Raw genomic sequence first — 26,536 nt, forward strand, 5'->3', positions numbered from 1 at the left:
CCGCGCCCAGCGATTTCTTTAGATTTCTTCGACTGGCTCAATACTCGCCTTGCTTGATTTACTCGGTGGCTGGTTCGAGGATTGAATATCAAGCTTTACCTTACCATCGTCATCAATATCGACCACGACGGATCCGCCGTGGGCTAGACGTCCAAAGAGCAATTCATCAGCCAAGGCTTTGCGCACTGTATCTTGAATAATTCGCTGCATGGGTCGTGCTCCCATCAAGGGATCAAAACCATGCTTGGCCAAGTAGGAACGTAAGGCGGGGCTAAAGACTGCGTCCACTTTTTTCTCGTGCAATTGTTCTTCGAGCTGCATAAGGAACTTATCCACCACCCGCATAATGATGGACTCATCCAAAGCCTTAAAGGATACGATCGCATCTAGGCGATTTCTGAACTCAGGGGTGAAGAACTTCTTGATATCCGCCATTTCATCACCCTGCTCACGCGCGTTGGTAAAGCCCATGGTCGACTTTTGCATTGCTTCCGCACCCGCATTGGTGGTCATGATGATGATGACATTACGAAAATCCGTCTTGCGTCCGTTGTTGTCCGTTAAGGTGCCGTGATCCATCACTTGCAAAAGGATATTGAAAATATCCGGATGCGCCTTCTCAATTTCGTCAAGCAATAAAACGCAATGCGGTTTCTTTGAAACGGCTTCAGTCAAAAGCCCACCTTGATCAAAGCCAACATAGCCAGGAGGCGCTCCGATCAAACGGCTTACCGCATGACGCTCCATGTACTCTGACATATCAAAGCGGAGCAGCTCAATGCCCATAATGAAGGCTAACTGCTTGGCAACCTCAGTCTTACCGACTCCAGTGGGTCCCGAAAACAGGAAGGAACCAATGGGTCGATCAACCTTGCCCAAGCCAGCCCGCGTCATTTTGATGGCGCTCGCAAGAGCTTCAATCGCAGGATCTTGTCCAAAGACGACGCTCTTAATATCGCGATCCAAGGTTTGTAATTTACTGCGGTCATCGACCGATACCGATTGTGGTGGGATGCGCGCAATCTTCGCCACAATTTCTTCGATCTCTTGGCGATTAATGGTTTTCTTCTGCTTTGATTTGGGGAGGATGCGCTGAGCAGCACCAGCCTCATCAATCACATCAATCGCCTTATCGGGCAAATGGCGATCATTAATGTAGCGAGATGACAATTCAGCGGCGGCCACAAGAGCGGCAGCGGCGTATTTGACGCCATGGTGCTCTTCAAAGCGTGACTTCAAACCACGCAGAATTTGCACGGTTTGATCGACGGTCGGCTCTACTACGTCGACTTTTTGGAAACGCCGCGATAGGGCTGCATCCTTTTCAAAAATGCCACGATACTCAGTGAAGGTGGTTGCACCAATGCATTTAAGCGTTCCACTCGATAGTGCTGGCTTTAAAAGATTACTCGCATCCAAGGTGCCCCCGGAAGCAGCTCCGGCACCAATTAAGGTATGAATCTCATCAATAAAAAGGATGCCGTGTGGATTGTCTTTTAGCGACTTCAGCACGCTTTTGAGTCGTTGCTCAAAATCACCACGGTATTTTGTTCCTGCCAGCAAAGCGCCCATATCAAGCGAGTAAACCGTTGCATTCGCCAAAATCTCAGGAACCTCTCCTTTCGTGATTCTCCAGGCCAGGCCCTCAGCAATTGCGGTCTTGCCGACGCCAGCCTCACCAACCAAGAGGGGATTATTTTTACGCCTGCGGCATAACACTTGAATGACCCGCTCCACTTCGCCTTCACGACCAATTAATGGGTCGATCTTGCCCTGACGCGCCATAGCATTCAGGTTTTGGGTAAATTGATCAAGCGGACTTTCCTTACCGCTGCTTGCAGCCTCCTCCGTATCAGGACTCGCTTCAGCTGCTTTTGCAGGTTCGGTATTGTCTTTGCGAACGCCGTGACTAATGAAGTTCACCACGTCTAAGCGGGTTACCCCTTGCTGCTGCAAGAAATACACCGCATGCGAATCTTTTTCACCAAAGATAGCCACCAACACATTGGCGCCAGTCACCTCTTTTTTACCATTTGAAGTGGACTGCACATGCATGATGGCGCGCTGGATCACCCTCTGGAATCCAAGCGTTGGTTGAGTATCGACCTCTTCGGTTCCGGGAACCACCGGCGTATTGTCATTAATAAAATTTTTCAGCTGGGAGCGCAACTCAGCGATATTGACCGCACAGGCCTTCAGAACCTCGACCGAGGTGGCGTTATCCAATAAAGCGGATAGCAAGTGCTCAACCGTAATGAACTCGTGGCGCGCCGCGCGAGCGTCCACAAAAGCCATATGCAAACTTACTTCCAGTTCTTGAGCAATCATGCTTCCTCCATAGTGCACTGCAATGGGTGACCCGCTTCACGGGAACGTTCTATGACTTGATGGACCTTGGTCGAGGCCACATCGCGGGTATAGATGCCGCACACACCTTTTCCTGCGAGATGCACTTGCAACATGATGCGTGTTGCTGTTTCTTGATCTTTATTAAAGTATTCCTGAATCACCATCACCACAAATTCCATCGGCGTGTAGTCGTCGTTTAACAACATCACTTTATACATGGCCGGCACCTTGACCTTTTCGGCCTGCCGTTCCAATAAAACCGTGTCTTCCTTAAATGGGGTGACTGGGTTTCCTCCGGGGGGTGTTTTGGAATTACGACTCATGAGAAACATTCTAACCACACCGCAAAACTCTGCAATAAATCCTCGCAAATCAGGTTTTCATCTGACGAAAACCGTTCAAAATCAAGGCATATTTGTCATATTGGGGTGTTTTTACGAAAAAAAAGGGTTTTTCCTAGTGATATCGAGTCATATTTCCTTGACACCCCCTCAAAAAGGGCAAACAATCAATCCTGTGGTGTTTTTCTCGTTTGAGATTTACCTGCATTAGGCGTGTTGCGGAGTAAGACTGATCAAAAGGTATTTCCCCTCTTCACGGTTGTCTTTAGATTTTTGTAATGGAGTTCGCATGGCGACCGGAGTTGTTAAGTGGTTTAATGATGCAAAAGGTTTCGGTTTTATTAAACCGGATGATGGAGAAGAAGAGTTGTTTGCACACTTCAGTGCAATCACGATGAGCGGCTTTAAAACCCTCAAAGAAGGTCAAAAAGTAACGTTTGATATTACTCAAGGCCCAAAAGGTAAACAGGCAACGAATATTCAAGCTGCCTGATCACTAGCTGATCCCAAGTAAAAACCCCAGGGTCAAACCTGGGGTTTTTCTTTTGGAGCGCTTCGTAATTACATATGATCAATCATGACCTGACCAAAACCCGAGCACGATACCTGGGTGGAGCCAGGGAGTAGGCGCGCAAAGTCATAGGTCACCTTCTTTGAAAGAATCGCTTTTTCCATCGAAGAAATAATCAGATCAGCCGCTTCGATCCAGCCTAAATGACGCAACATCATCTCGGCAGACAAGATCTCGGAGCCGGGGTTGACATAATCCTTGCCGGCGTATTTTGGAGCCGTACCATGGGTTGCTTCAAACATGGCAATACTATCGGACATGTTGGCACCCGGGGCAATTCCAATTCCGCCAACCTGAGCAGCGAGTGCATCCGAAATATAGTCTCCATTGAGATTTAAGGTCGCAATCACACTGTACTCATTGGGGCGCAACAAAATCTGCTGCAAAAATGCATCGGCGATGACATCTTTCACGATGATGTCCTTGCCGGTTTTGGGGTTCTTAAACTTACACCATGGGCCACCATCAACCAGTTGCGCTCCAAATTCTTTCATTGCGAGCTCATAGCCCCAGTCACGGAAACCGCCTTCGGTAAATTTCATGATATTGCCCTTGTGAACCAAGGTTACCGAAGGTTTGTCATTATCGATGGCGTATTGAAATGCCTTACGAACCAAACGCTGAGTGCCCTCACGTGATACAGGCTTAATACCAATACTTGAGGATTCAGGGAAACGAATCTTCTTCACGCCCATTTCTTTAATCAAGAAATCCACCATCTTTTTGGCACCATCTGTGCCGGCTTCCCACTCAATACCTGCATAAATATCTTCGGAGTTCTCACGAAAGATCACCATATCCGTCTTCTCGGGCTCACGGACGGGAGAGGGGACTCCCTTGAAATACCGCACTGGACGCAAGCAAACGTATAAATCGAGTGATTGACGTAAGGCAACGTTCAAGGATCTAATACCGCCACCAACCGGGGTGGTCAATGGGCCTTTAATGGATACAACATACTCTTTAACCGCATCAAGGGTCTCATCGGGCATCCAAACATCTGGACCATAAACCTTGGTTGATTTCTCACCCGCATAGACCTCCATCCAGGCGATCTTGCGCTTACCGCCATAAGCCTTCTCAACTGCAGCATCAACTACCTTAATCATCACCGGGGTGATATCCATCCCAGTCCCGTCCCCCTCGATAAACGGAATAATGGGGTTATTGGGAACATTGATTGAAAAATCAGGGTTGACCGTAATTTTTTCACCAGCTGGGACTTTGATATGTTTGTACATGATGCTTTTCTCCGTTTAACGAATATGGTATTTTCGCATGAGGCAAAACCGCCTATTCCTGAAAATGCACTATTTTAATTCCCCAAGCCCAATGATCCACAAATACTTGACTATTCTGGCGGCTTCTTTTTCATTGATCCTCACAGAAAATGCCGCCGCTCAAGGCCCCTCCCTGCCGATCATTGAACTCAAGGCTGGAATGTACCGGATCGAGGCCGAAATCGCCGATACGCCTGCAGCCCGACAAACTGGCTTGATGTACCGAACGTTTATGCCGACAAATACTGGAATGCTCTTCGTCTTTCCAGAAAAAGCCATTCATTGCTTTTGGATGCGCAACACAAAATTACCGCTGACCATCGCTTTTATCGATGATGATGGCAAGATTGTGAATCTCTCTGATATGGAGCCAGAAACCCAAAATAATCACTGTCCTCGAGGACCGGTCCGATTTGCTCTGGAAATGAATCAGAAATGGTTTGCACAACGAGCCCTTGGGCCCGGCACGGTGATTACAGGTTTACCAAAACGCTAGTAACTAGCCAAAGTGGCAAACGTAATGCACCGGTTGCTCCGCTCGAATCACAAAATATCCACCAGCCTCAACAGTCCATGATTGCCCTGCAGCAAAGGTGCGTTCTGCCTGACCGTTGATGCTGACATGCGCTGTGCCCTCAACGACTTCCATCACCTCTTTGGTGCTGAGATCAAAACGTAAGGTGCTGGGCAAAATCACCCCGACTGATTTACGGACCCCATCCGGTAATGTAATGTTGTGGGATACACACTTGCCATCAAAATATACATTTGCTTTTTTGCTAACAGAAACGCCATCAAACTGCATATCAATTCTTCCGTAATTTAGTGATTATTTTGCGCGTTTACGTTTTGCAATTTCAGCAATTCGCATCCGCAATGCATTGAGTTTAATAAAGCCACCAGCATCAGCTTGGTTATATGCTCCACCATCATCATCAAAGGTTGCAATATTTTGATCAAATAAAGTATTGGCTGAATCGCGAGCCAACACAGAAACTGAACCTTTGTACAACTTGAGACGCACAATCCCGCTCACCGCTTTTTGAGTATGGTCAATTAAGGTCTGTAAGGCCAAGCGCTCGGGCGACCACCAATAGCCGTTGTAAATCAAAGCTGCATAGCGGGGCATCAAGTCATCTTTAAGATGAGCGACTTCACGATCTAAGGTAATGCTTTCAATTGCACGATGCGCTTTAAGCAAAATGGTTCCGCCAGGGGTTTCGTAACAACCCCGACTCTTCATTCCAACAAAGCGATTCTCGACCAGATCCAGTCTGCCAATGCCGTGCGCACCACCCAAACGATTTAACTCGGCCAGCAACTCGTGTGGTTTTAGAGACTTCCCATTGATCGCCACTGGATCACCTTGCTTAAATTCGATTTCAATCACCTGCGCTTGATCAGGGGCTTTCTCAGGGGAAACGGTCCAGCGCCACATCGCTTCCTCAGCTTCTGCGTTTGGATTCTCAAGATGCCTACCCTCAAAGCTAATGTGCAACAGATTGGCATCCATCGAATAAGGCGCGCCCCCTTGCTTGTGCTTCATTTCCACAGGGATACCGTGTTTTTCAGCGTAGGCCAGTAATTTTTCTCGAGACAGTAAATCCCACTCACGCCATGGAGCAATCACTTTAATTCCAGGCTCAAGGGCGTAGTAACCAAGCTCAAAACGTACCTGGTCGTTGCCTTTGCCGGTAGCGCCATGAGATACCGCATCTGCCCCCACCTGACGTGCAATCTCAATCTGACGTTTTGCGATTAAAGGGCGAGCGATCGATGTGCCTAGCAAATATTCACCCTCGTAAATTGTGTTTGCCCGAAACATTGGAAACACAAAGTCACGCACAAACTCCTCACGCAGATCATCAATAAAGATGTGCTCAGGCTTAATTCCAAACTGCAGCGCTTTGGCTCGCGCGGGCTCAAGCTCCTCGCCTTGACCCAAGTCGGCTGTAAAGGTGACGATCTCACAGCCATAGGTATCTTGAAGCCACTTCAGAATCACGCTGGTATCGAGGCCACCAGAATAGGCCAGTACTGCTTTTTTAATCTCAGACATAGTGTTTACGATCTCAATAGGTTAAGCAATCACTGCAATAGCGGAATCTAATTTTATAAGCGCCCACAGAGCAAGAATTCCATCAGAGCTTTTTGAACATGCAAGCGGTTTTCGGCCTCTTCCCAAACCACACTCTGCGGACCATCAATCACGCCGGCACTAACCTCTTCGCCACGGTGCGCAGGCAAGCAGTGCATGAAGAGTGCACCAGGATGGGCTAAGGCCATCAATTGCTCGTTGACCATCCAGTGCTTGAATGCTGCCATTCGGGTTGCATTCTCAGCCTCAAATCCCATGCTGGTCCAAACATCAGTGCTCACTAAATCAGCACCCTTACACGCATCCTTTGGATCAGCACACACCACAAGATGATTAAAGGCAGAGGGTTGCAAGCGAGAGCGATCAAGCTGATACCCATCCGGGGCAGAGAAGCGAACCTCGAAATCCAGTTTTTCAGCTGCCTGAATCCAAGTGTATGCCATATTATTTGCGTCACCAACCCAGGCGACGGTTTTCCCTTGAATGGGCCCTCGTGCCTCAACGAACGTAAAAATATCCGCCAATACTTGGCAAGGGTGGTATTGATTCGTTAAGCCATTGATGACAGGAACGCGCGAATTGGCAGCAAACCGCTCAATCGTCTCTTGCTCAAAGGTCCGAATCATAATGATGTCAGTCATCCTCGAAATGACTTGTGCAGCATCCTCGATCGGCTCACCCCGACCCAACTGGGTATCGCGAGTATTCATGTAAACCGCATGCCCACCCAACTGATGAACGCCTGCTTCAAAGGAGAGGCGAGTACGAGTTGAGTGCTTTTCGAAGATCATTGCCAAAGTACGATCATGCAATGGATGCCAAGTCTCGTATCGCTTAAAACGCTCCTTTAACCAAGCGGCGCGTCCAAATAAATACTCATACTCATCGCGACTAAAGTCAGAAAATTGCAAGTAATGCCTGAGCTGATCAGGAGATTGTGGCTTAGCCAGGGATTGGCCATTACCCAACTCTGCGAACTGAGTGCTTGTTGATGCGATCGAAGTGTTATGCGGCTTGTTTTGCAAAAGAACGCTCCACTAAACAAAAACCCGCTCAACATGCGAGCGGGTCAGAAAATCGGTACTTCCTTAGGCCCGCAACAGGCCTAAAAAATTAGGCCATTGCTTTAATCGCAGCAGATAGTCGTGACTTCTGGCGCGCAGCGGTATTTTTATGAGCAATCTTTTTATCGGTAATCTTGTCGATTGTTGATTGCGCAGCAACAAATACTTTCTTAGCAGCATCTTTATCGCCGGCTTCAATTGCCTTACGAACTGCCTTGATCGAGGTGCGAAGTTTGGAACGCAAACTAGCATTGTGAGCATTTAGCTTCACAGATTGACGAGCGCGCTTACGAGCTTGTGCGGTATTAGCCATTCAATTAACCTATCTAAACAAATAATCAGAATGAAATCAGGCCCTTAAAGAAAGTGGGCTTGGGTACATTCACGTTGCAAGAGACCAAATAACTGATCTCGAAAACCTGACATTCTACCTTAAAGACCCCAAAATGCCCACCCCTCCCCCAAATAAGGGAAAATTAGGCCATGAATCTCCTTTCTGCCGCAGCCAAGGTAAGCTCCCTGACCATGGTTTCCCGCATTACGGGATTGGTTCGGGAAACCTTAATTGCTAGAAGTTTTGGCGCCTCGGAGTGGACCGATGCCTTTAATGTGGCCTTCAGACTCCCCAACCTCTTGCGTCGGCTCTTTGCAGAAGGGGCCTTCTCCCAGGCATTTGTGCCAATCTTGGGGGAAATCTCAAATCGCGGGGAAAAGGATCAAACTAGAGCGTTAGTCGATGCCATTGCGACTATCCTGTTTTGGGCGCTCAGTCTCACGGTCATTATTGGGGTCCTCGCTGCACCGATCCTAGTTTTTATTATTGCCGCAGGCCTAAAGGATGGCGCCGCGTTTGAGACCACCGTGTTTATGACGCGTGTGATGTTTCCATACATTGGTCTGATTTCGATGGTTTCCTTATCCGCTGGCATCCTCAATACCTTTGGACGTTTTGCGGTTCCCGCCTTCACCCCCGTACTCCTTAATCTTTCCTTAATTGGCGGGGCTCTTTTCATTGCGCCAACTCTAGACCAGCCGATTTATGCCTTAAGTATTGGGGTCATGATTGGAGGCATCTTGCAACTGGCAATTCAAATTCCAGCCTTGATGCGCCTCGGATTGCTGCCTCGAATTGGCTTGCTACCTGGAAAGATTAAATCTGCCTGGCAAAACCCAGATGCGCGCCGCGTTCTCAAACTGATGGTGCCCGCGGTATTCGCAGTTTCCGTTGCGCAAATCTCATTAATTATTAATACCAATATTGCCTCGCATTTACAAACGGGAAGTGTCTCCTGGCTCTCCTATGCAGATCGCCTGATGGAGTTTCCAACTGCTCTACTCGGGGTTGCACTCGGAACCGTGCTGCTCCCAAGCCTTAGCAAAGCAAATGCTGCCCAAGATACCACGCAAGCTGGAGAACTATTAATTTGGGGATTACGCTTAACCTTCTTGTTAGCAGCTCCCTGTGCAATTGCACTGTTCGCGTTTGGTACCCCGATCTCCGCTGTCTTGTATCACTATGGGCAATTTAACGCCATGGATGTGGAAATGACCCGGCAAGCACTGGCTGCGTATGGAGTGGGCCTCATCGGCCTCATTATGGTTAAGATCTTGGCCCCAGGCTTTTACTCGCGTCAGGATATTCGTACGCCCGTCAAAATCGCTTTATTGGTTCTACTGTTCACGCAGCTCGCCAATATTGGGCTTGTACCCCTATTTGCCCATGCTGGCCTCGCCCTATCGGTTGGCCTTGGTGCGTGTTTAAACGCAGCCTTATTGTGGCTTGGTCTTCGTCGACGTGGCGCTCTTCCAAGCGCAGTCGGCTGGTTTAAATATTTTGGCCAACTGCTTGTTGGTTTATTGCCACTCAGTATTGTGCTTTTTTATGGTGCACAGGCACACGATTGGCTCGCTTTGCAAGCGAGCCCCTTGATCCGCATTGGTCTTCTGGGTCTGTGGTTAACCGCTGCAGCCGTGGTTTACTTTGCTAGCCTATGGCTAATTGGTTTACGCTGGCAAAATTTTCTGCGTCATGCAAAATAAGAAATATGCCAACTCAACAACTTGACTACTTTGCCACCTTGGTTGCTGAGGATGAGCATTTTCCGCTGACGGAGGCATGCATTGCAGTTGCGCAGCATGCATTTCCAGATCTCGATGTTCAACACATCCTCGATGAGATTGATCAACTAGGCGATCGTCTTAAAAAACGAATTTCTGCAGATGCTTCTGCGGTGCAGCGACTCCAACAGCTCAAGCATTTCTTTTACACCGAGCTCGGATTTGGTCCCAATCCTAATGACTTTTATGCGCCCGAGAACTCCTATTTGCATCATGTTTTGCAAAGTCGTCGAGGTATTCCGATTTCACTTGCAATCTTAATGATGGAGCTTGGCAATCAAATTGGATTAAAAATCCGTGGGGTATCGTTTCCCAATCACTTCATGCTGCGGGTTTCGTTGCCGCAAGGCGAGATCATTATGGATCCGCTCACTGGTGCCTCCCTGTCGAAGCACGAACTTCAAGAGATGCTCGATCCGTATTTAGAGGCGCGGGGCTATGTTGGCGAACTGCAACTCCCACTCAATGTATTTTTACGGGTCTCTAGCTGCCGCGAGATCATCTCCCGTTTTTTGCGTAACCTCAAACTCATTTATACCGAACATGAGCGTTGGGAGCGCTTGTTGGGCGTTCAACAACGGCTCGTAATCCTCTTACCTGATGCCATGGAGGAAATTCGGGATCGCGGCTTAATCTATGCGCAATTGGAATATTTACGCCCTGCCATTGACGATATGCAGCAATACCTCACAGAAGTTCCCGATGCCTCGGATGCTGATGAGATTCGGGAGCATATTGCTACGCTTGAACATCAAGTACGTCAACATTAATTTCAGTACAGCGGATGCAGGCTAAGGTTTTATCTATTGTCGGCCCTACCGGGGTTGGTAAAAGTCATTTAGCACTTGATTTAGCCAGACAATGCCGCCTGCAAGGCCAGAATGTTGAAATCATCAGTATGGACTCCGCCCTGGTGTATCGCGGAATGGATATTGGCACTGCAAAGCCCACCACTGCAGAACAAGCTGAGGTGATTCATCACCTCATTGATATACGCGATCCAAGCGAAAGCTACTCTGCAGCACATTTTGCTAACGATGCAAAACAATTAATTGAAAAGATCCAGGCGCGGGGAAATATTCCGCTGATTGTGGGTGGAACCATGCTGTATTGGCGCGCGTGGGTTTATGGATTTTCAAAACTCCCACCCGCAGATCTAGAAACACGCAAGCGCATCGATGCCGAAGCTCTCTTGTTGGGTTGGCCCGGGATGCATACAAAGTTAGCTCAGATTGATCCAATCACTGCATATCGACTTCAGCCTAACGACAGTCAACGAATCCAAAGGGCACTTGAAGTCTATGCTCTAACTGGTCAACCTCTATCCCAGTTGTTTGAAGAATCCCCAAGCGCCACTGGTCGTGATTCTGAACTCTCGGAGCACACCGTTGAAGTAATTTCGTTGGAACCGAGTAACCGTATATCTCTTCATGCGCGCCTTGAAAACCGTTTTGATCAAATGCTTGAAAATAATTTCATGGACGAGGTGCGAACTTTATTTGAGCGCGGCGATTTGCATACCAATCTACCGGCCATTCGCTCAGTGGGCTATCGGCAGGTGTGGGAATACTTGGAGGGTAAGGTGGACTACCTGACGATGAAACAAAAAGCGTACGCTGCCACACGACAGCTTAGTAAACGTCAGGTGACTTGGCTACGAGCCATGCAGCGGCATGCATTTGACCCGTTTAGCCCAGCAGAACTTCAAGCCGCAAAAACAATGGCGATGGGTATTCTTAACGCATCCTTTAAATAAGAATGGTTTGCGGCGCTCCGTGTGGACGCTGGGTAATATCACCTAACAACCAAGCATTTAAACCCTGTTGTTCGATGCTAGCGACTACGGCTTTTGCCTCTTGCTGATCAACCACAACCACCATCCCAATGCCGCAATTGAAAACGCGTACCATTTCCGCATCAGCAACTCCGCCTTTCATTTGCAACCAGCGAAAGAGCGGTGGCATGGTCCATGAATCGCGTCGTAGTACCGCTTGGGTGTTCTCCGGTAATACGCGTGGGATGTTATCAACCAAGCCGCCGCCGGTAATATGTGCAAGCCCTTTTAAGGGATGGCGCGCCATGACATTTAAAAGTTGCTTCACGTAGATTTGGGTGGGTGCCATAACCCACTCTTGCAAGGTTTTGCCCTCGATGTTCTCACTGGGTTTTGCGCCAGCTCGCTCAATGATCTTGCGAATTAAGGAATAGCCATTTGAATGCGCACCACTTGACGCAATTCCAATGATCGCATCACCAGGACGAATACTGGAGCCATCAATAATTTTGGATTTCTCAACCACGCCAACCGCAAAACCTGCCAAATCGTATTCACCCGGTGGGTACATTCCTGGCATCTCAGCAGTTTCACCCCCGATTAAGGCACAGCCCGCCAACTCACAACCCTTAGCAATTCCTGCAATCACGGTAGTGGCCGTTTCAACCGATAGTTTCCCGCATGCGAAGTAATCGAGAAAAAAAAGGGATTCAGCGCCTTGGACCAAAATGTCATTAACGCTCATCGCCACCAAATCTTGGCCAATTGTCTCATGGGCATCCCACTCAAAGGCGAGCTTTAGCTTGGTGCCAACGCCGTCCGTGCCCGATACTAAAATAGGCTCTTGATAACGCTTGGGGACTTCAAATAACGCCCCGAACCCTCCAATTCCAGCCAAAACACCATCGCGCATGGTCTTTTTTGCCAATGGTTTAATGCGGTCAACCAGGGCATCGCCAGCATCAATATCAACACCCGCGTCGCGGTAAGACAAGCCTGGGCTTTTTGATGGATTATTCATAGATGGGTCTTCAAAAAGGGGTAAATCCTGCGGATCAGTCATTTACATCGTTAGAATCTCTGAATTCTAGAGTATGAAGGCCTATGGCTGAAATTTTTACCCCTTTTCTATTCGCATTTATTTTGGCTTACATTCTGAGGCCGGTAGTGCTGCGCCTCCAAATTCTAGGAATGGGCAAAACCTTTGCCAGTGGCATCGGCATACTTTTCGGGCTTGGCGTTTTTCTCATCATTCTGCTTTTGCTGATTAATCTGCTGCGCTATGAAATCCCCCTCATTAAGGCCCAGCTCCCGATTTGGTTTCAAAGTCTCCAAACCTGGCTAGGGCCCAAATTACTGAGCCTCAATATTGAAATCGATTGGCTTGCTTTACGGGAGGCGATTACTCAAAAATTGACCGCTCATTTCTCCGCAAATGCAAACCAAATATTGGCCTCAAGTTTTGAGACCATCTTAGCTTCCGGCAGCTCCGTATTGGGCGGCCTAGTCAATATTGTCTTTATTCTTTTTGTCCTTTTTTATCTACTGATTGATTGGAAGCACTTCTTTGAATTGCTCAAGCGGTTAATTCCAGTTCGGTATCATGCCACCGCAGAAAGACTCGCACATGAAACTGACCTGTTGCTATCGCAATACCTACGAGGGCAAATGCTGGTAATTTTGATCATGGCGGTTTTCTATAGCGCTGGATTGAGTTTGACTGGCATGCATGGAGCGCTTGGCCTTGGGGTATTTACCGCTCTAGTCATCGTGATTCCCTATATTGGGATTGCACTTGGCTTGGTCTTGGCGGTCCTATCGGTCATTTTGCAATTTGGATTTGGGTCAGAACTCGTGATTGTGTTGATTGTTTTTGGAATCGGTCAAGTGCTCGAGGGATTTTTTCTAACACCCCGGTTAGTGGGTGAGCGAATTGGACTCCACCCTGTAGCTGTCTTATTTGCTTTATTAATCTTCGCTAAATTATTTGGATTTTTTGGCGTATTGCTTGCCTTACCAGCAAGTGCAGTTGTATTGGTATTGATTCGGTTTGCTTGGACACAGTACGCTCACAGTGATTGGTATCAAAAGTAATGGCCTCATCAGCGCTACCCCGCCAATTTGCCCTTGATATTAATCAAGTCCCCAAGCCCTCATTCCATAATTTTTTACCCAATGGTAATGAAGCGCTAATTGATGCGCTTCATCATTCCATTGCGGTCTGGAGTTCTCCTCCAAACACCCCCTCCCACTCCATTGAGGGTCGCTGGTTTTACTGGTGGGGAAGCGATGGTTCTGGTTGCTCGCATCTCTTAAGCGCCATTTCAAATCGAGCCGAGCAACACCAAATTGGGACGATTAGGCTATTTCCAAGTCAACCAAGCGGCTGGGTTGATGCTGAATCCAAACTCGCCGCTACCGAGGGCTCTCAATCATTGGTTTTGACCGTTGATGATGTGGATCGCCTTGATGAACACCAACAAGCCAGTCTTTTTCGCTTATTAAATATAGTGCACGCTAGTCCACACTCGTTTGTTTACTTGTCCGGGCACGCGCCACCTAAGCAATTAGCTTTGCGAGAGGATCTACGAACACGTATCGGCTGGGGGTTGATTTTTGAAGTTCACCCACTGTCTGATTCTGAGAAGATGGAGGCTTTATCGCGCGCTGCGAAAGAGCGAGGGTTGGTCTTATCGAACGAGGTTTTGCCTTGGTTAATCCATCATTTCTATCGCGATATGCCAAGTTTGATGGCGCTCCTAGATGCGCTCGACGCCTACTCCTTGGAGACCAAACGTGCGATTACCTTACCTTTGGTTCGTGAGCTATTGCAAATTTCCGGACACACGCCATGACTCGCTTAGCCCTATTTGATTTAGATCACACCCTATTACCGTTTGACAGCGATTATGAATGGGGGCAATTTTTAGTGCGCCTAGGAGTAGTCGATGGGGAGCAATATGCCAAAGCCAATGATCAGTTTTACGCTGATTACAAAATTGGTAAGCTTGATATAGATGCATTTTTACGTTTCGCTTTAAAGCCTTTAGCAGACCATCCACGTACGCAATTGGATCGCTGGCATCAGGCATTTATGCAAGAGAAAATTGATGGGCGCCTCCATCCACAAGCTGTGAATCTTGTACAACGTCATCTTAATGCCGGTGATTTGTGTTGTGTCGTAACCGCAACCAATAGTTTTGTGACGCGCCCCATTGTGAATGCTTTTGGGATTGAACATCTCGTTGCTACTGAGCCTGCAACTGAGAATAATCAGCCGGGTGCGAACTTCACGGGTAGCATTGCAGGAATTCCGAGCTTTAAAGAAGGAAAAATTACTCGGGTTAATGATTGGCTGCATCAACTAGGCTTTAGCCTAGAGTCGATGGAGTGCAGTTATTTTTACTCGGATTCGATGAATGATTTACCTCTATTGGAAAAGGTCACAAACCCAGTTGCTACCAATCCAGATGTGCGACTACGCGCTGAAGCAGAACGACGCAACTGGCCAATTTTGGAACTATTTCATTAAATTGATTCTGACGCTTTCTCATGATCACTAAATTCCTCGATCGATTATTGCGTCGAGGCCCTCGCCCAAAGTCGGATCAATCTGGCGCTACCCTAGTAGCTCATAAGGTTTCTAAAAAATCCCACCAAATTAATCCTGCCCTGCTTTCAAAAAATGCAGTCAAGGTTACTCACACCCTACAGCAAGCTGGCTATAAGGCCTATATTGTGGGCGGGGCGGTTCGTGATCTTGTTTTAGGGATCGCCCCTAAAGATTTTGATGTGGCGACTAATGCCACTCCCGAGCAAGTCCAAAAATTGTTCAGGCGCTCACGTCTGATTGGGCGCCGCTTTCAAATTGTGCACGTCACTTATTTTGGTAAGGACCGCCCTGAAATTATCGAGGTCTCCACCTTTCGAGCTGTTTTAGAAAGCGTTGGCGAGCATATTGCCGAGAGCGGTCGCATTCTGCGTGACAACGTTTGGGGCACGCACGCAGAAGACGCTGCCCGTCGTGACTTTACGATCAATGCAATGTATTACGATCCTAGCTCCGAAACGGTACTCGATTATCACGGTGGTATGGGCGACATCCGCTCTAAAACGATTCGCATGATTGGCAACCCAACCAAGCGATACCGCGAAGACCCGGTTCGGATGTTACGAGCCATTCGCTTTGCTGCAAAGACAGGCTTCCAGATTGAGCCCAAGACCCTTGCGCCCATTCATGAACTTGGCCAATTAATCCATGATGTTCCAAGCGCGCGCTTATTTGATGAGATCTTGAAGTTACTGATGTCTGGTCATGCCTGGGCCGGAATTCAAGCCTTGCGTCATGCAAACCTGCATCACGGCCTTTTACCATTTATGGCTCGTGCCCTTGAAGATCCGCAAGCGGCTCAATTTATAGAAGAGGCGCTGCGCAATACCGATGAACGGATTCAGGTGGGTAAGTCGGTTTCCCCAGGTTTTCTATTTGCCGCCCTACTTTGGCCTGATCTGGAAAAGCAATGGCAAAGCCTCCGAAAAACGGGGATGCCAGCTTTAGCAGCACTCCACGCTGCAATCGATGCGGTAGTTGCTCCTTCGCATACTGGAATTTCCATTCAACGTCGCCATGAAGGTGATATGCGAGATATTTGGACGATGCAACCCCGTTTTGAAAAACGCGTGGGGCGCTATCCCGATCGACTTGTGGAAGTCCCTCGCTTTCGAGCAGGCTATGACTTTATGCTTTTACGCAGCCAAACCGGATACTGCAAACCCAGTCTTGGGCAATGGTGGACTGACTTTTATCATGCGGATTTACCCCAACGTGAAGCACTGCTGGCAACTGCCAAGCTAGAGGATATAGACTCTGGCCAAACCCCAAGTAACCCAAATAGAAAAAGGCGCCGCAGGCCAAAAAAGACCAAACCAGGCCCTGAAATTCAACCCGATTCCGGGCTAAATGGCGCCAAGCAAAATTAACTGATTTTCAGTAAAGTAAGTCCATATTGATTGCGGGAAACACATGGCGCAGGCCTTTATTGGATTTGGTGGCAACATTGGCGATGCTCGACAGAGCATCACTGATGCGATCGTCTGCCTTGCACAACACATTGAAATTCAGATCGTCAATAAGAGTTGCTTTTATCAAAGCGCGCCCGTAAACGCGGTTGGTGGTGACTATATCAATGCGGTTGTGGAAATTGATACCGAACTCAATCCCTATGGACTTTTGTATGTCTGCCAATCGATTGAGCATCAGTTTGGTCGCGAACGTCCTTATGCAAATGCGCCCCGAACCCTTGATCTCGATATTTTGTTCTATGAAGGCATCGAGCAAAATCATTCTGAACTCACCATTCCCCATCCGCGCATTGCTGAACGATCATTTGTGATCCTTCCATTACTTGAAATCTGCCCTGATTTCTTCTTACCCAATTACGGCCCCTTAAAGAATCTTTTACCGAATATCGCGCATCAGCGTATTACCCGAATCACTTGCAAACACTGCGATTGCGAGCAACAACTGCATTAGGCTTAAAATTGGCTTTATGAGTTATTTACAAGGCGATAAGCCAATTACGATCACGAAGTTATTGGCCATGCATGCGGATGGCGAGAAGATTGCAGTATTAACTGCATACGACTCAACCATGAGTGCACTTCTCAATCGCTGTGGAGTTGAGGTCATTTTGATTGGTGACTCACTGGGTAATGTGATTCAAGGTCATAGTAGTACCACTCCAGTCACCGTAGAAGAAATGGCTTATCACACGGAATGCGTTGCCCGCGCCAATCACCATGCATTTTTAGTGGCCGACCTACCCTTTGCGAGTTATGGAGATCCAGTACAAGCATTGGAATCGGCTGCTGAGCTCATGCGCGCTGGGGCCGACATGGTAAAGCTTGAAGGCGGTAGTTGGCAGATCGATATTATTCGGTTTTTGGTAGAACGTAGCGTCCCAGTTTGTGCTCACTTGGGACTTTTGCCTCAATCCGTTCACTTGTTGGGCGGCTACAAAGTCCAAGGTAAATCAAAAGATGCCGCTACTCAGATGCTTGATCAAGCGCATGACTGCCAAGCCGCTGGGGCGCAAATGCTGGTATTGGAAGCAATACCGTCAGCCCTTGGAGAAAAAATTACCCAATCACTCCACATTCCGACGATTGGGATTGGGGCGGGGCCCAATTGTTCTGGACAAGTTTTGGTTCTGCAGGATTTACTTGGAATTAGCCCCGGTAAACCCCCAAAATTTGTTAAGGACTTTATGGCCGGCAACAGCTCCATTGAGGCAGCCATTAAAACTTATGTTCGCGAAGTCAAGTCCGGAAAGTTTCCTGGACCCGAACACTGCTTTGCCTCTTAATTAAAAAAACTTTTCACACGATCAAACCAACCCTCTTGTTGGGGGCTGTGTTTTTTACCACCACTTCGAAGCGACTCATCAAATTGAGAAAGTAATGATTTTTGCTCTTCCGATAACTTTACTGGGGTCTCAAGTAAAACATGAACGTACAAATCGCCCATTAGTGCAGAGCGTAATTGCTTGATTCCTTTGCTACGCAACCGAAAGGTTTTGCCGGTTTGAGTTCCCTCAGGAATCGTTAACTCAACCCGACCCCCGAGTGTTGGAACTTCAATATCACCTCCCAAAGTGGCGGTCGCAAATGAAATCGGCATTTGAACATGCAAATCGCTTCCATCGCGCTCAAATACTGGATGCTCTTTGACATGTACTTCGACATAGAGATCGCCCGAAGGTCCGCCGTTAATACCGGGCTCGCCATTGCCGACTGAGCGCACGCGCATACCATCATCAATACCGGCTGGGATCTTAATTTCAAGGGTCTTTTGCTCTTTCAGCTTGCCACTTCCTTGGCAGGTCTTGCAAGGCTTCGGTATGTATTGACCAGTGCCACGACACTTCGGACACGTTTGTTGCATTGAGAAAAACCCCTGAGCAATCCGAACTTGGCCGCGGCCATCGCAAGTTGGGCATTCCTCAATCTTTGACCCGGGCTCCGCACCAGAACCACTACAGGTTTTGCAATTACTCCAGCTGGGCACTCGAATTTGGGTGGTGTAACCCTCAGCAGCCTGCTCGAGGGTAATTTCCATGTTGTAGCGCAGGTCGGCACCTTTATAAACCTGGGGTCCAGCACTTCTTCCCTGACCAAAGATGTCACCAAAAATGTCACCAAAGGCGTCTGCAAAGCCACCAGCAGCGCCTCCAAACCCGCCCATGCTAGGGTCCACTCCGGCATGGCCGAACTGATCGTAGGCGTTGCGCTTTTGTGGGTCCGCCAGAGTCTCGTAGGCTTCTTTAGCCTCCTTGAACTTTGCTTCTGCTGATGGATTATCCAGGTTGCGGTCCGGATGGTATTTCATGGCCAATTTGCGATAAGCCTTTTTAAGGTCTTCATCGCTGGCATTTTTACCAACACCGAGTACTTCATAAAAATCGCGTTTACCAGTAGCCACAACCCATTCCTTTTTCTTTGCCCAAAAGGCGAAGTCGGCACAAGGCCGACTCACCAATTTGCATCATTCTTTTTTACGTATTACTTCTTATCATTTACTTCCTTAAAGTCAGCATCAACCACTTCAGCATCGTTATTGGCCTTTTTTTCAGCGCTTGGATTTGCATTACCAGGATTAGCCTTTGCTTGCTCCGCAGCATACGCCTTCTCACCAAGCTTCTGACTGGCCTTTGCTAATGCCTCAGTCTTTGCCTCAATCGCGGCCTTATCACTTCCTTTAATGGCCTCCTCGAGCTCTTTCAATGCCGATTCAATTGCACTCTTCTCGGACGCATCAAGACTCGCGCCATGCTCATCGAGCGCCTTCTTGGTAGAGTGCGCTAAGGCATCCGCTGCATTTCGGACGGTGACCAGTTCAAGCAATTTACGATCTTCCTCAGCATTGGCTTCAGCATCTTTTACCATCCGCTGAATTTCATCTTCAGAAAGACCTGAGTTTGCCTTGATCGTAATCTTGTTCTCTTTGCCAGATGCCTTGTCTTTGGCAGTCACATGCAAAATGCCATTGGCATCGATATCAAAGGTCACCTCAATTTGTGGCAGACCACGGGGTGATGGTGGGATACCTTCCAAATTAAACTCACCTAGCAATTTATTGGCACTGGCCATTTCCCGTTCGCCCTGGAAGCACTTAATGGTGACCGCTGGCTGATTATCTTCAGCTGTTGAAAATACTTGAGCGTGTTTCGTCGGAATCGTTGTATTTTTAGGAATCATCTTGGTCATCACGCCGCCCAAGGTCTCAATACCCAGAGATAAGGGGGTCACATCAAGCAATAAGACATCCTTACGATCACCGGCTAATACAGATCCCTGAATCGCAGCACCAACAGCAACTGCCTCGTCGGGATTAACATCTTTACGTGGTTCCTTACCAAAAATAGCCTTGACCTGCTCTTGTACTTTTGGCATGCGAGTCTGACCGCCTACCAAGATGACATCATCAATATCGGACGCTGATACACCGGCATCTTTCATCGCAACCTGGCATGGGCCCATGGTACGGGTAATCAACTCTTCAACCAATGACTCTAATTTAGAGCGGGTTAGTTTCAAGTTCAAATGCTTGGGACCACTTGCATCCGCTGTTACATAAGGCAAGTTGATTTCTGTTTGTTGGGAAGAAGATAACTCGATCTTAGCTTTCTCAGCAGCATCTTTTAACCGTTGTAAAGCTAAGACATCTTTACTCAAATCAACGCCTTGCTCTTTCTTGAACTCGGCAATGATCCAGTCAATGATGCGTTGGTCAAAGTCTTCGCCGCCTAAGAAGGTATCGCCATTCGTAGATAACACTTCAAACTGTTTTTCTCCATCCACGTTCGCGATTTCAATGATCGAAACGTCGAAAGTACCACCACCTAGGTCATAGACAGCAATCTTGCGATCGGTCTTATCTTGCTTATCCAGTCCGAATGCTAGTGCGGCGGCAGTTGGCTCATTGATAATCCGCTTTACTTCCAGACCAGCAATTCGGCCAGCGTCTTTCGTGGCTTGACGCTGACTGTCATTAAAGTAAGCGGGTACCGTGATTACAGCCTCGGTGACCTCTTCACCCAGATAATCTTCGGCAGTCTTTTTCATTTTGCGCAAGACTTCAGCCGATACCTGCTGAGGGGCGATTTTTTTATCGCGTACCGATACCCAGGCATCACCGTTATCTGCGGCAATAATGCTATAGGGCATCAAACTAATATCTTTTTGAACCTCCGCATCAGTAAACTTACGACCAATTAAGCGCTTAACGGCATAGATCGTATTTTTAGGATTAGTAACGGATTGCCGCTTAGCAGGTGCGCCAACCAATACTTCCCCGTCTTCCATATACGCAATGATGGAAGGGGTCGTTCTAGCGCCCTCTGCGTTTTCAATGACCTTCGGGGCGTTGTTCTCAATCACAGCGACGCAGGAGTTTGTGGTTCCTAAGTCAATTCCAATAATCTTTCCCATAATGGCTCCAAATAATGGTGAGGGGTTGTTTCGAATAATGAATAGATGGGGACAACTTGGGCAATTTCAAGGGCTCTAAGTCCTTGAAATGATTAGCCCTAGCTTATTTTGCTTGGCTAACAGTCACCAAAGCGGGTCTTAGTACTCGATCAGCAATCAAAAAGCCTCTTTGCAAGACCGAAACGACCGTATTGGCCTCTTGATCAGAGGGCACCATGGAGATTGCCTGATGCTGGTGCGGATCAAACTTAGCGCCAGGCGCGGGATTAATCTCGACCAAACGGCCTTTTTCAAAAGCGGCGACTAATTGTTTAAGCGTAATTTCAAGACCTTCCTTGAACGCTTTTGCATCGCCAGCCTCAGTGGCTAGAGCAGCATATAAGCTATCGCTTACAGGGATTAAGTGCTCGGCAAAATTTTCAATAGCAAATTTGTGAGCTTTTGCAATATCTTCAGCAGCGCGGCGGCGAATGTTCTCAGCTTCCGCCTTAGCGCGCAAGAAGTTATCTTGCATCTCAGCAAGCTTGGTCTTGAGATCCACTAATTCCTCCTCCATACTCTGGAGAGGCTGTTCATTCACTTCGGTTGATGCAGTATCAGGAGCGTGTTGCTCAGATTTTTGATCACTCATAGTCGTTCCATCTTATTTACTGCATTTTATATGGGGTTCATGACCGCCCATTTCAAGGGGCTGGATTTACCCAGTGGTAATCGCGGCCTCCGCAGCCCGAGCACGCTGATCACGCAAGTCTAGAACTGCAGGGGACTCAAGCTCTTTAGACCAACCATGCATATGCTCTAAGGCAATCGCATGCAATGCGGATATGAAATTAGTATCGTCATTTAAGCATGGGATATACCGATACTCTGCACCACCATGCTCATGAAAAATTTCCTGACCCTCCATGGCAATTTCCTCCAAAGTCTCTAGACAGTCTGCAGGAAAGCCCGGGCAAACAATATCGATTTGAGGGCAACCCGCTTTTCCAAGCTCCTCAATCGTCAATGCGGTGTAGGGCTTTAACCACTCTGCGCGACCAAAACGGGACTGAAACGTCACTCGGTAATAGTCTGGCTCCAACCCAAGCGCCTCGCCCAATAATCGACCTGACTTCAAGCATTCGCAATGGTAAGGGTCGCCTTGCATTAAATTACGTTTAGGCAAGCCATGAAACGACATAACGAGCTTCGCGCCCTTCGAAAAATCAGGTCGACCATGTTGAGACCAATACGCTTCAATCTGCTGTCGTAAAGACTCAATGTAAGAGGCATGATCATGGTAGTGCTTCACGATTCGCAGTTCCGGTTGATTGCGCCAAGTTTGCAGAACTGCGAACACTGCATCAAAGCTTGAAGCGCTCGTAGTGGCTGAGTACTGAGGATACAAAGGTAATACTAATAGACGCTCCACATTGGCATCTTGAAAACGTTTAAGCGCCTCAGGAATGGATGGCTTGCCATAGCGCATCGCTAGATCCACGATGACATTCGCGTCCTTGCTCTGAAATCGATCCCGCAAACCTTGAGCCTGCGCTTGTGAATGAACCAAGAGGGGAGAACCTTCTTTTAACCAAATCGAGGCGTATTTTTTAGCGGATGCGCCACTACGAATTGGCAAGATGATGCCGTGCAAAATGAACCACCACACCACGCGTGGAATTTCAACGACCCGTGGATCCGACAAAAATTGCTTGAGGTAAGTTTTCACCGCCGCGCGCGTAGGCGCCTCTGGCGTACCAAGATTAATTAGTAAAACGCCAGTACGAGAGGGTCTTAAATGAGGGTTCGTTTTCAACAGTGATCCAAATGATCAAGGTGTGCTCAAAGCACCACTTAATAGCTTCGAAGTAATATCCACAATTGGAATCACGCGATCATACGCCATTCGAGTGGGCCCAATCACACCCAGTGTTCCGACGACTTGCCCATCCACACTGTAAGGAGCACTAATGACCGCTAGATCCTCATAGGGCAACAACTCGCTTTCGCCGCCAATAAAGATCTGTATGCCATCAGCATGGCTTGATACATCGAGCAATTGCATCAGCAAGGATTTTTGCTCCAACATATCGAACATTTTCCGTAATTTACTTAAATTGGAACTCAACTCACCCACATCGAGTAAGTGGCGCTCTCCAGAAATCACCATATCCGGGTGATTTAAGCCCGTGTCACTCACACCATTGTCGAGGGCGAGCGCCATTAATCCAGCAATGTCGCCGCGCAAATGATCAAGCTCTGCCCGCAAGCGATTGCGAACCTCGGGAAAACTCTTTCCTGAAAAATGAGTATTAATGAAATTACTCGCCTCAGTAAGTTGTGCTGGGCTGTAATCTTGATTGGTCGGCAAGATACGATTTTGCACATCCCCCTCGGGGGTTACCAAAATTAACAAAATTTTGCCCTCTCCAAGGCGCAAAAACTCAATATGCTTGAAGATCTGCGAGCGCTTGGGGGTCATGACCACACCCGCAAAATGCGTCAAATTGGATAAGAGCTGTGCCGCAGAACTAATCACCTTTTGAGGGGAGTCTGGATAGAGCGATTGCTCAACTTGCTTGGAAGCTAGCTCTTCGAGAGGCCGAATCGTCAACATCGTATCGACAAAGAGGCGGTAACCCCGTGGGGTTGGAATTCGTCCAGCTGAGGTATGAGGGCTAGTCACTAATCCGAGGTCCTCAAGATCGGCCATGACATTCCGAATCGTCGCTGCCGAAAGATCCAACCCTGAAAAGCGTGAAAGGGTCCGCGATCCCACTGGCTGGCCTTCCTCGATATATCTTTCGATTAAGGTTTTTAGCAGAACTTTTGAGCGATCATCCATGATTGGAGTAATTTTATGCCTATGGTTTAATCGTCATATGTTAAGCCCATCAAGCAAACCCTTGCAGAAGAAATTTAGGCGTGTAACCCTTGTGGGTAAGCACCAAGCGGAGGGCATTGGGCATCATCTTCAAGAATTAGCCCAAATCCTCACAAATCATGGATGTGAGCTCAGTATTGAAGCTTCGACTGCCAGCCATTTATCCAGTCACAATTTGCAGGTACTTAAACTGCAGGATTTCCAGAAATCCACGGATTTAGCCGTTATTTTGGGGGGTGATGGCACCATGCTCGGTATCGGTCGACAAATTGCCGGATCGGGGGTGCCGCTCCTGGGTATCAATATGGGGCGTTTGGGTTACATGACTGATATCCCCTTTGAAGACGCCAAAACGGTTCTGCCACCCATGATTGATGGTCACTATGAGATCGATGATCGTTCACTGCTTGAGGCAAGCGTGTGGCGTAACAATCAGGAGATTCATCGGGGCTTGGCCTTAAACGATGTGGTCGTTAATCGCTCAGGACTATCGGGAATGGTGGAATTGAAAGTTCATGTCAACGGCTCATTCATGTACAACCAGCGCTCTGATGGCCTAATCGTATCTACCCCAACTGGCTCAACCGCATACGCTCTTTCGGCAGGCGGTCCTATCTTGCACCCAAGAGTTCCGGGGATTGTGCTTGTACCAATCGCCCCCCACGCCCTCTCCAATCGACCCATCGTCTTGGCACAAGAGTCCCAGATTACGATCGAAGTTGCCGGCGGGCGAGAGGTCATTGTGAACTTTGATATGCAATCATTAACAAAGTTACAAATCGGCGATCGGGTTGAGGTGAAGCGTTCCGATAAATCCATCTGCCTCTTACACCCACTGGGGCACAGTGACTACCAGACCCTCAGAGAAAAGTTGCACTGGAACGAGTATCCTTCCACGTTTTAATCTGAGTCAATCAACATGCTTCAATCATTAGCATTGCGCGATTTTGTGATTGTGGATCACCTCGAGCTTGATTTTGGTTCGGGCTTTAGTGTTTTAACTGGTGAGACCGGTGCCGGTAAATCAATTTTGCTTGATGCTCTAGCCTTAGCCTTGGGGGAGCGTGCCGATACTAGTCAAATTCGCGAAGGCTGCCAACGCGCAGAGATTTCAGCAATTTTTCAGGTTGAGGAGCATTTACAAGAGGAAATTGCTGCATGGTTACATGAAGCGGATTTTCCACTCGAGGATGACCATCGCATTGTGATCAAACGCAGTATGGATCATTCTGGTCGTAGTAAGGCCTACATTAATGGTGGTGCTGCGTCTTTAAATCAATTACGCGAGCTGGGTGATCGTCTCGTCGACATTCACGGGCAACACGCACACCAACTGCTTCTCAAGACTGGCGCGCAACGAGAATTGCTCGATCGACATGCCAATCTGCATGACCAAGCTGCAAAAGTGGCGCAAGCGTATCAGCTGATGAATGCTACTTCAAAGCAATTACAGCAAGCAGAAGCTGCAGGGGCTGATTTACAACGCGAACAAGAACGTCTTCAGTGGCAGCTCGATGAACTCAATGAAATTGCACCGCAAGCACACGAGTGGGGGGAAATCCAAACGTCGCATGCTCGACTCGCAAATGCCGCCAAAATTATTCAAGGGATTGAGCTTGCGATTGATCACTTGAGTGATGCTGAGAATTCGATTGAGTCACAACTCAATCGGGTACAGCATACGATTGATGATTTAGTCAAACATGACGCAAATTTAAGTGAGATCAATGAAAGCCTTAGTAACGCTCAAATCCAGATTGACGAGGCAATTCATGGATTAAATCGATATCGACAAAAAATGGATTTGGATCCAGATCGCCTTGCAGAGCTCGAAGCCCGAATGCAGGTTCTTCATACCGCGGCCAGAAAATACAAAGTCAACCCCGATCAGTTACCAGATCTCTGGATCAGCTCTCAAGAAAAATTAGCAGCATTCACGGCAGCACAAGATATCGAATCCCTTCGTCAGAAACTCAAGATTCAAGAGTCCGATTTTCTAAAACTTGCCAAGGATTTATCAACGCGTCGTCAGCAGGCAGCGATGGAGCTCGGTCAAGCTGTCAGCGACGCAATGCAGCGCCTAGCAATGTCGGGCGGTCAGCTGCAAGTGCTAGTTAGCCCAACTGAAGCGAGCCGCTATGGAATCGATCAAATTGAGTTTCTGATTGCTGCCCACAGTGGCAGTACTCCAAAGCCTTTGGCTAAAGTTGCCTCTGGTGGGGAATTAGCCCGTATTAGCTTAGCTATTAGCGTGATTACCAGTAAAGCGAGTTTCACCCCAACCCTCATCTTTGATGAAGTGGATTCCGGTATTGGAGGCGCGGTGGCTCAAACCGTTGGCGAGCTTTTGAAGCAACTGGGAGGGTCCCATCAAATCCTTTGCGTTACCCATCTAGCCCAAGTTGCGGCTCAAGGCGATCATCATTTCAAGGTTAGCAAACAACCGTTGGATGGTAAAACGCATTCGGATGTGAAAAGTTTAGGTCGCCAAGAGCGAATTGAAGAAATCGCTCGGATGCTTGGTGGCACAACGATTACTGATACCACGCGTCGACACGCGAGAGAATTACTAGGACAAACCTAAAGTCA

26 protein-coding genes are annotated in these 26,536 nt (G+C 48.0%); 13 read left to right on the forward strand and 13 right to left on the reverse strand.

All coding sequences use genetic code 11. The features are described from left to right. Positions 1–18: 18 nt before the first annotated feature. Entirely contained in the window at positions 19–2,328 is a 2,310-nt protein-coding gene (clpA, locus tag ICV32_RS08235) for an ATP-dependent Clp protease ATP-binding subunit ClpA (protein WP_215369934.1), read from the reverse strand. Further along, the gene (clpS, locus tag ICV32_RS08240; RefSeq protein WP_371817053.1) at positions 2,325–2,672 is read right to left on the reverse strand and encodes an ATP-dependent Clp protease adapter ClpS; all 348 of its coding nucleotides are present in this window, start codon (positions 2,670–2,672) and stop codon (positions 2,325–2,327) included. Before clpS ends, clpA begins: the two co-directional genes overlap by 4 nt. 307 nt (positions 2,673–2,979) lie before the next feature. Here clpS and ICV32_RS08245 point away from each other — a divergent pair, with 307 nt between their 5' ends. Then, positions 2,980–3,183, forward strand: a complete 204-nt coding sequence (locus tag ICV32_RS08245; protein WP_108508961.1) for a cold-shock protein — start codon at positions 2,980–2,982, stop codon at positions 3,181–3,183. Between the two features lie 68 nt (positions 3,184–3,251). Here ICV32_RS08245 and icd read toward each other — a convergent pair whose 3' ends face one another. After that, the gene (icd, locus tag ICV32_RS08250) at positions 3,252–4,502 is read right to left on the reverse strand and encodes an NADP-dependent isocitrate dehydrogenase (protein ID WP_215369936.1); all 1,251 of its coding nucleotides are present in this window, start codon (positions 4,500–4,502) and stop codon (positions 3,252–3,254) included. Positions 4,503–4,593: 91 nt separating this feature from the next. Here icd and ICV32_RS08255 point away from each other — a divergent pair, with 91 nt between their 5' ends. Further along, positions 4,594–5,037 (forward strand): DUF192 domain-containing protein, encoded by a 444-nt coding sequence (locus tag ICV32_RS08255; protein WP_215369937.1) that lies wholly within the window; start codon positions 4,594–4,596, stop codon positions 5,035–5,037. Positions 5,038–5,040: 3 nt separating this feature from the next. Here the strand turns inward: ICV32_RS08255 and ICV32_RS08260 are convergent, their stop codons facing one another. The 4 genes from ICV32_RS08260 to rpsT form a co-directional block, all read right to left on the reverse strand. Next, positions 5,041–5,346: a pyrimidine/purine nucleoside phosphorylase gene (locus ICV32_RS08260; RefSeq protein WP_215369939.1), complete on the reverse strand. Its 306-nt coding sequence runs from the start codon at positions 5,344–5,346 to the stop codon at positions 5,041–5,043. Between the two features lie 24 nt (positions 5,347–5,370). Continuing rightward, positions 5,371–6,600, reverse strand: coding sequence for an argininosuccinate synthase (locus ICV32_RS08265; RefSeq protein WP_215369941.1), 1,230 nt, complete (start codon positions 6,598–6,600; stop codon positions 5,371–5,373). Between the two features lie 53 nt (positions 6,601–6,653). Further along, positions 6,654–7,589, reverse strand: coding sequence for an ornithine carbamoyltransferase (gene argF, locus ICV32_RS08270; protein ID WP_215372675.1), 936 nt, complete (start codon positions 7,587–7,589; stop codon positions 6,654–6,656). Between the two features lie 163 nt (positions 7,590–7,752). Beyond that, positions 7,753–8,016, reverse strand: coding sequence for a 30S ribosomal protein S20 (gene rpsT / locus ICV32_RS08275; protein WP_108508965.1), 264 nt, complete (start codon positions 8,014–8,016; stop codon positions 7,753–7,755). A 170-nt stretch (positions 8,017–8,186) separates the two neighbouring features. Here rpsT and murJ point away from each other — a divergent pair, with 170 nt between their 5' ends. Genes murJ through miaA form a run of 3 tightly spaced genes read left to right on the forward strand, consistent with a single transcriptional unit; the run spans position 8,187 to position 11,577 of the window. Next, entirely contained in the window at positions 8,187–9,743 is a 1,557-nt protein-coding gene (gene murJ / locus ICV32_RS08280; protein ID WP_215369942.1) for a murein biosynthesis integral membrane protein MurJ, read from the forward strand. Between the two features lie 5 nt (positions 9,744–9,748). Beyond that, positions 9,749–10,591, forward strand: coding sequence for a SirB1 family protein (locus tag ICV32_RS08285; protein ID WP_215369944.1), 843 nt, complete (start codon positions 9,749–9,751; stop codon positions 10,589–10,591). A 14-nt stretch (positions 10,592–10,605) separates the two neighbouring features. Beyond that, a complete protein-coding gene (gene miaA, locus ICV32_RS08290) occupies positions 10,606–11,577 on the forward strand; it encodes a tRNA (adenosine(37)-N6)-dimethylallyltransferase MiaA (RefSeq protein ID WP_215369946.1) in 972 nt (323 codons plus the stop codon). Here miaA and purM read toward each other — a convergent pair. Continuing rightward, entirely contained in the window at positions 11,570–12,616 is a 1,047-nt protein-coding gene (gene purM, locus ICV32_RS08295) for a phosphoribosylformylglycinamidine cyclo-ligase (protein WP_215369948.1), read from the reverse strand. The two genes, miaA and purM, sit on opposite strands and share 8 nt — an antisense overlap. A gap of 83 nt (positions 12,617–12,699) precedes the next feature. Here purM and ICV32_RS08300 point away from each other — a divergent pair, with 83 nt between their 5' ends. The 6 genes from ICV32_RS08300 to panB are packed head-to-tail and all read left to right on the forward strand — an operon-like array spanning position 12,700 to position 17,960. Continuing rightward, on the forward strand, positions 12,700–13,689 hold the full coding sequence (locus ICV32_RS08300) for an AI-2E family transporter (protein ID WP_215369950.1): 990 nt from the start codon (positions 12,700–12,702) through the stop codon (positions 13,687–13,689). Then, a complete protein-coding gene (gene hda / locus ICV32_RS08305) occupies positions 13,689–14,450 on the forward strand; it encodes a DnaA regulatory inactivator Hda (protein ID WP_215369952.1) in 762 nt (253 codons plus the stop codon). The genes ICV32_RS08300 and hda overlap by 1 nt, the downstream gene beginning before the upstream one ends. Beyond that, the gene (locus ICV32_RS08310) at positions 14,447–15,127 is read left to right on the forward strand and encodes an HAD family phosphatase (RefSeq protein ID WP_215369954.1); all 681 of its coding nucleotides are present in this window, start codon (positions 14,447–14,449) and stop codon (positions 15,125–15,127) included. Before hda ends, ICV32_RS08310 begins: the two co-directional genes overlap by 4 nt. A gap of 20 nt (positions 15,128–15,147) precedes the next feature. Then, on the forward strand, positions 15,148–16,575 hold the full coding sequence (pcnB, locus tag ICV32_RS08315; protein WP_215369955.1) for a polynucleotide adenylyltransferase PcnB: 1,428 nt from the start codon (positions 15,148–15,150) through the stop codon (positions 16,573–16,575). A 43-nt stretch (positions 16,576–16,618) separates the two neighbouring features. Next, the gene (gene folK, locus ICV32_RS08320) at positions 16,619–17,128 is read left to right on the forward strand and encodes a 2-amino-4-hydroxy-6-hydroxymethyldihydropteridine diphosphokinase (RefSeq protein WP_215369957.1); all 510 of its coding nucleotides are present in this window, start codon (positions 16,619–16,621) and stop codon (positions 17,126–17,128) included. 16 nt (positions 17,129–17,144) lie between these two features. Beyond that, positions 17,145–17,960 carry a 3-methyl-2-oxobutanoate hydroxymethyltransferase gene (gene panB / locus ICV32_RS08325; RefSeq protein WP_215369959.1) on the forward strand — a complete coding sequence of 272 codons (816 nt, stop codon included), beginning with the start codon at positions 17,145–17,147 and terminating at the stop codon, positions 17,958–17,960. Here panB and dnaJ read toward each other — a convergent pair. The 5 genes from dnaJ to hrcA form a co-directional block, all read right to left on the reverse strand. Beyond that, a complete protein-coding gene (dnaJ, locus tag ICV32_RS08330) occupies positions 17,957–19,075 on the reverse strand; it encodes a molecular chaperone DnaJ (protein WP_215372677.1) in 1,119 nt (372 codons plus the stop codon). The genes panB and dnaJ overlap by 4 nt on opposite strands. An 80-nt stretch (positions 19,076–19,155) precedes the next feature. Further along, the gene (gene dnaK, locus ICV32_RS08335; RefSeq protein WP_215369961.1) at positions 19,156–21,084 is read right to left on the reverse strand and encodes a molecular chaperone DnaK; all 1,929 of its coding nucleotides are present in this window, start codon (positions 21,082–21,084) and stop codon (positions 19,156–19,158) included. 103 nt (positions 21,085–21,187) lie between these two features. Next, a complete protein-coding gene (grpE, locus tag ICV32_RS08340; protein ID WP_215369963.1) occupies positions 21,188–21,715 on the reverse strand; it encodes a nucleotide exchange factor GrpE in 528 nt (175 codons plus the stop codon). Positions 21,716–21,781: 66 nt separating this feature from the next. Further along, positions 21,782–22,879, reverse strand: coding sequence for a ferrochelatase (gene hemH / locus ICV32_RS08345; RefSeq protein ID WP_215369965.1), 1,098 nt, complete (start codon positions 22,877–22,879; stop codon positions 21,782–21,784). A gap of 15 nt (positions 22,880–22,894) precedes the next feature. Next, the gene (gene hrcA, locus ICV32_RS08350) at positions 22,895–23,911 is read right to left on the reverse strand and encodes a heat-inducible transcriptional repressor HrcA (RefSeq protein ID WP_215372678.1); all 1,017 of its coding nucleotides are present in this window, start codon (positions 23,909–23,911) and stop codon (positions 22,895–22,897) included. Between the two features lie 34 nt (positions 23,912–23,945). Between hrcA and ICV32_RS08355 the strand changes: the two genes are divergently transcribed. Further along, positions 23,946–24,851: an NAD kinase gene (locus ICV32_RS08355; protein WP_215369966.1), complete on the forward strand. Its 906-nt coding sequence runs from the start codon at positions 23,946–23,948 to the stop codon at positions 24,849–24,851. Between the two features lie 15 nt (positions 24,852–24,866). Then, positions 24,867–26,531 carry a DNA repair protein RecN gene (recN, locus tag ICV32_RS08360; protein WP_215369968.1) on the forward strand — a complete coding sequence of 555 codons (1,665 nt, stop codon included), beginning with the start codon at positions 24,867–24,869 and terminating at the stop codon, positions 26,529–26,531. Positions 26,532–26,536: the final 5 nt, after the last annotated feature.

This window comes from Polynucleobacter sp. MWH-UH24A (assembly GCF_018687475.1).
Lineage (GTDB): Bacteria > Pseudomonadota > Gammaproteobacteria > Burkholderiales > Burkholderiaceae > Polynucleobacter.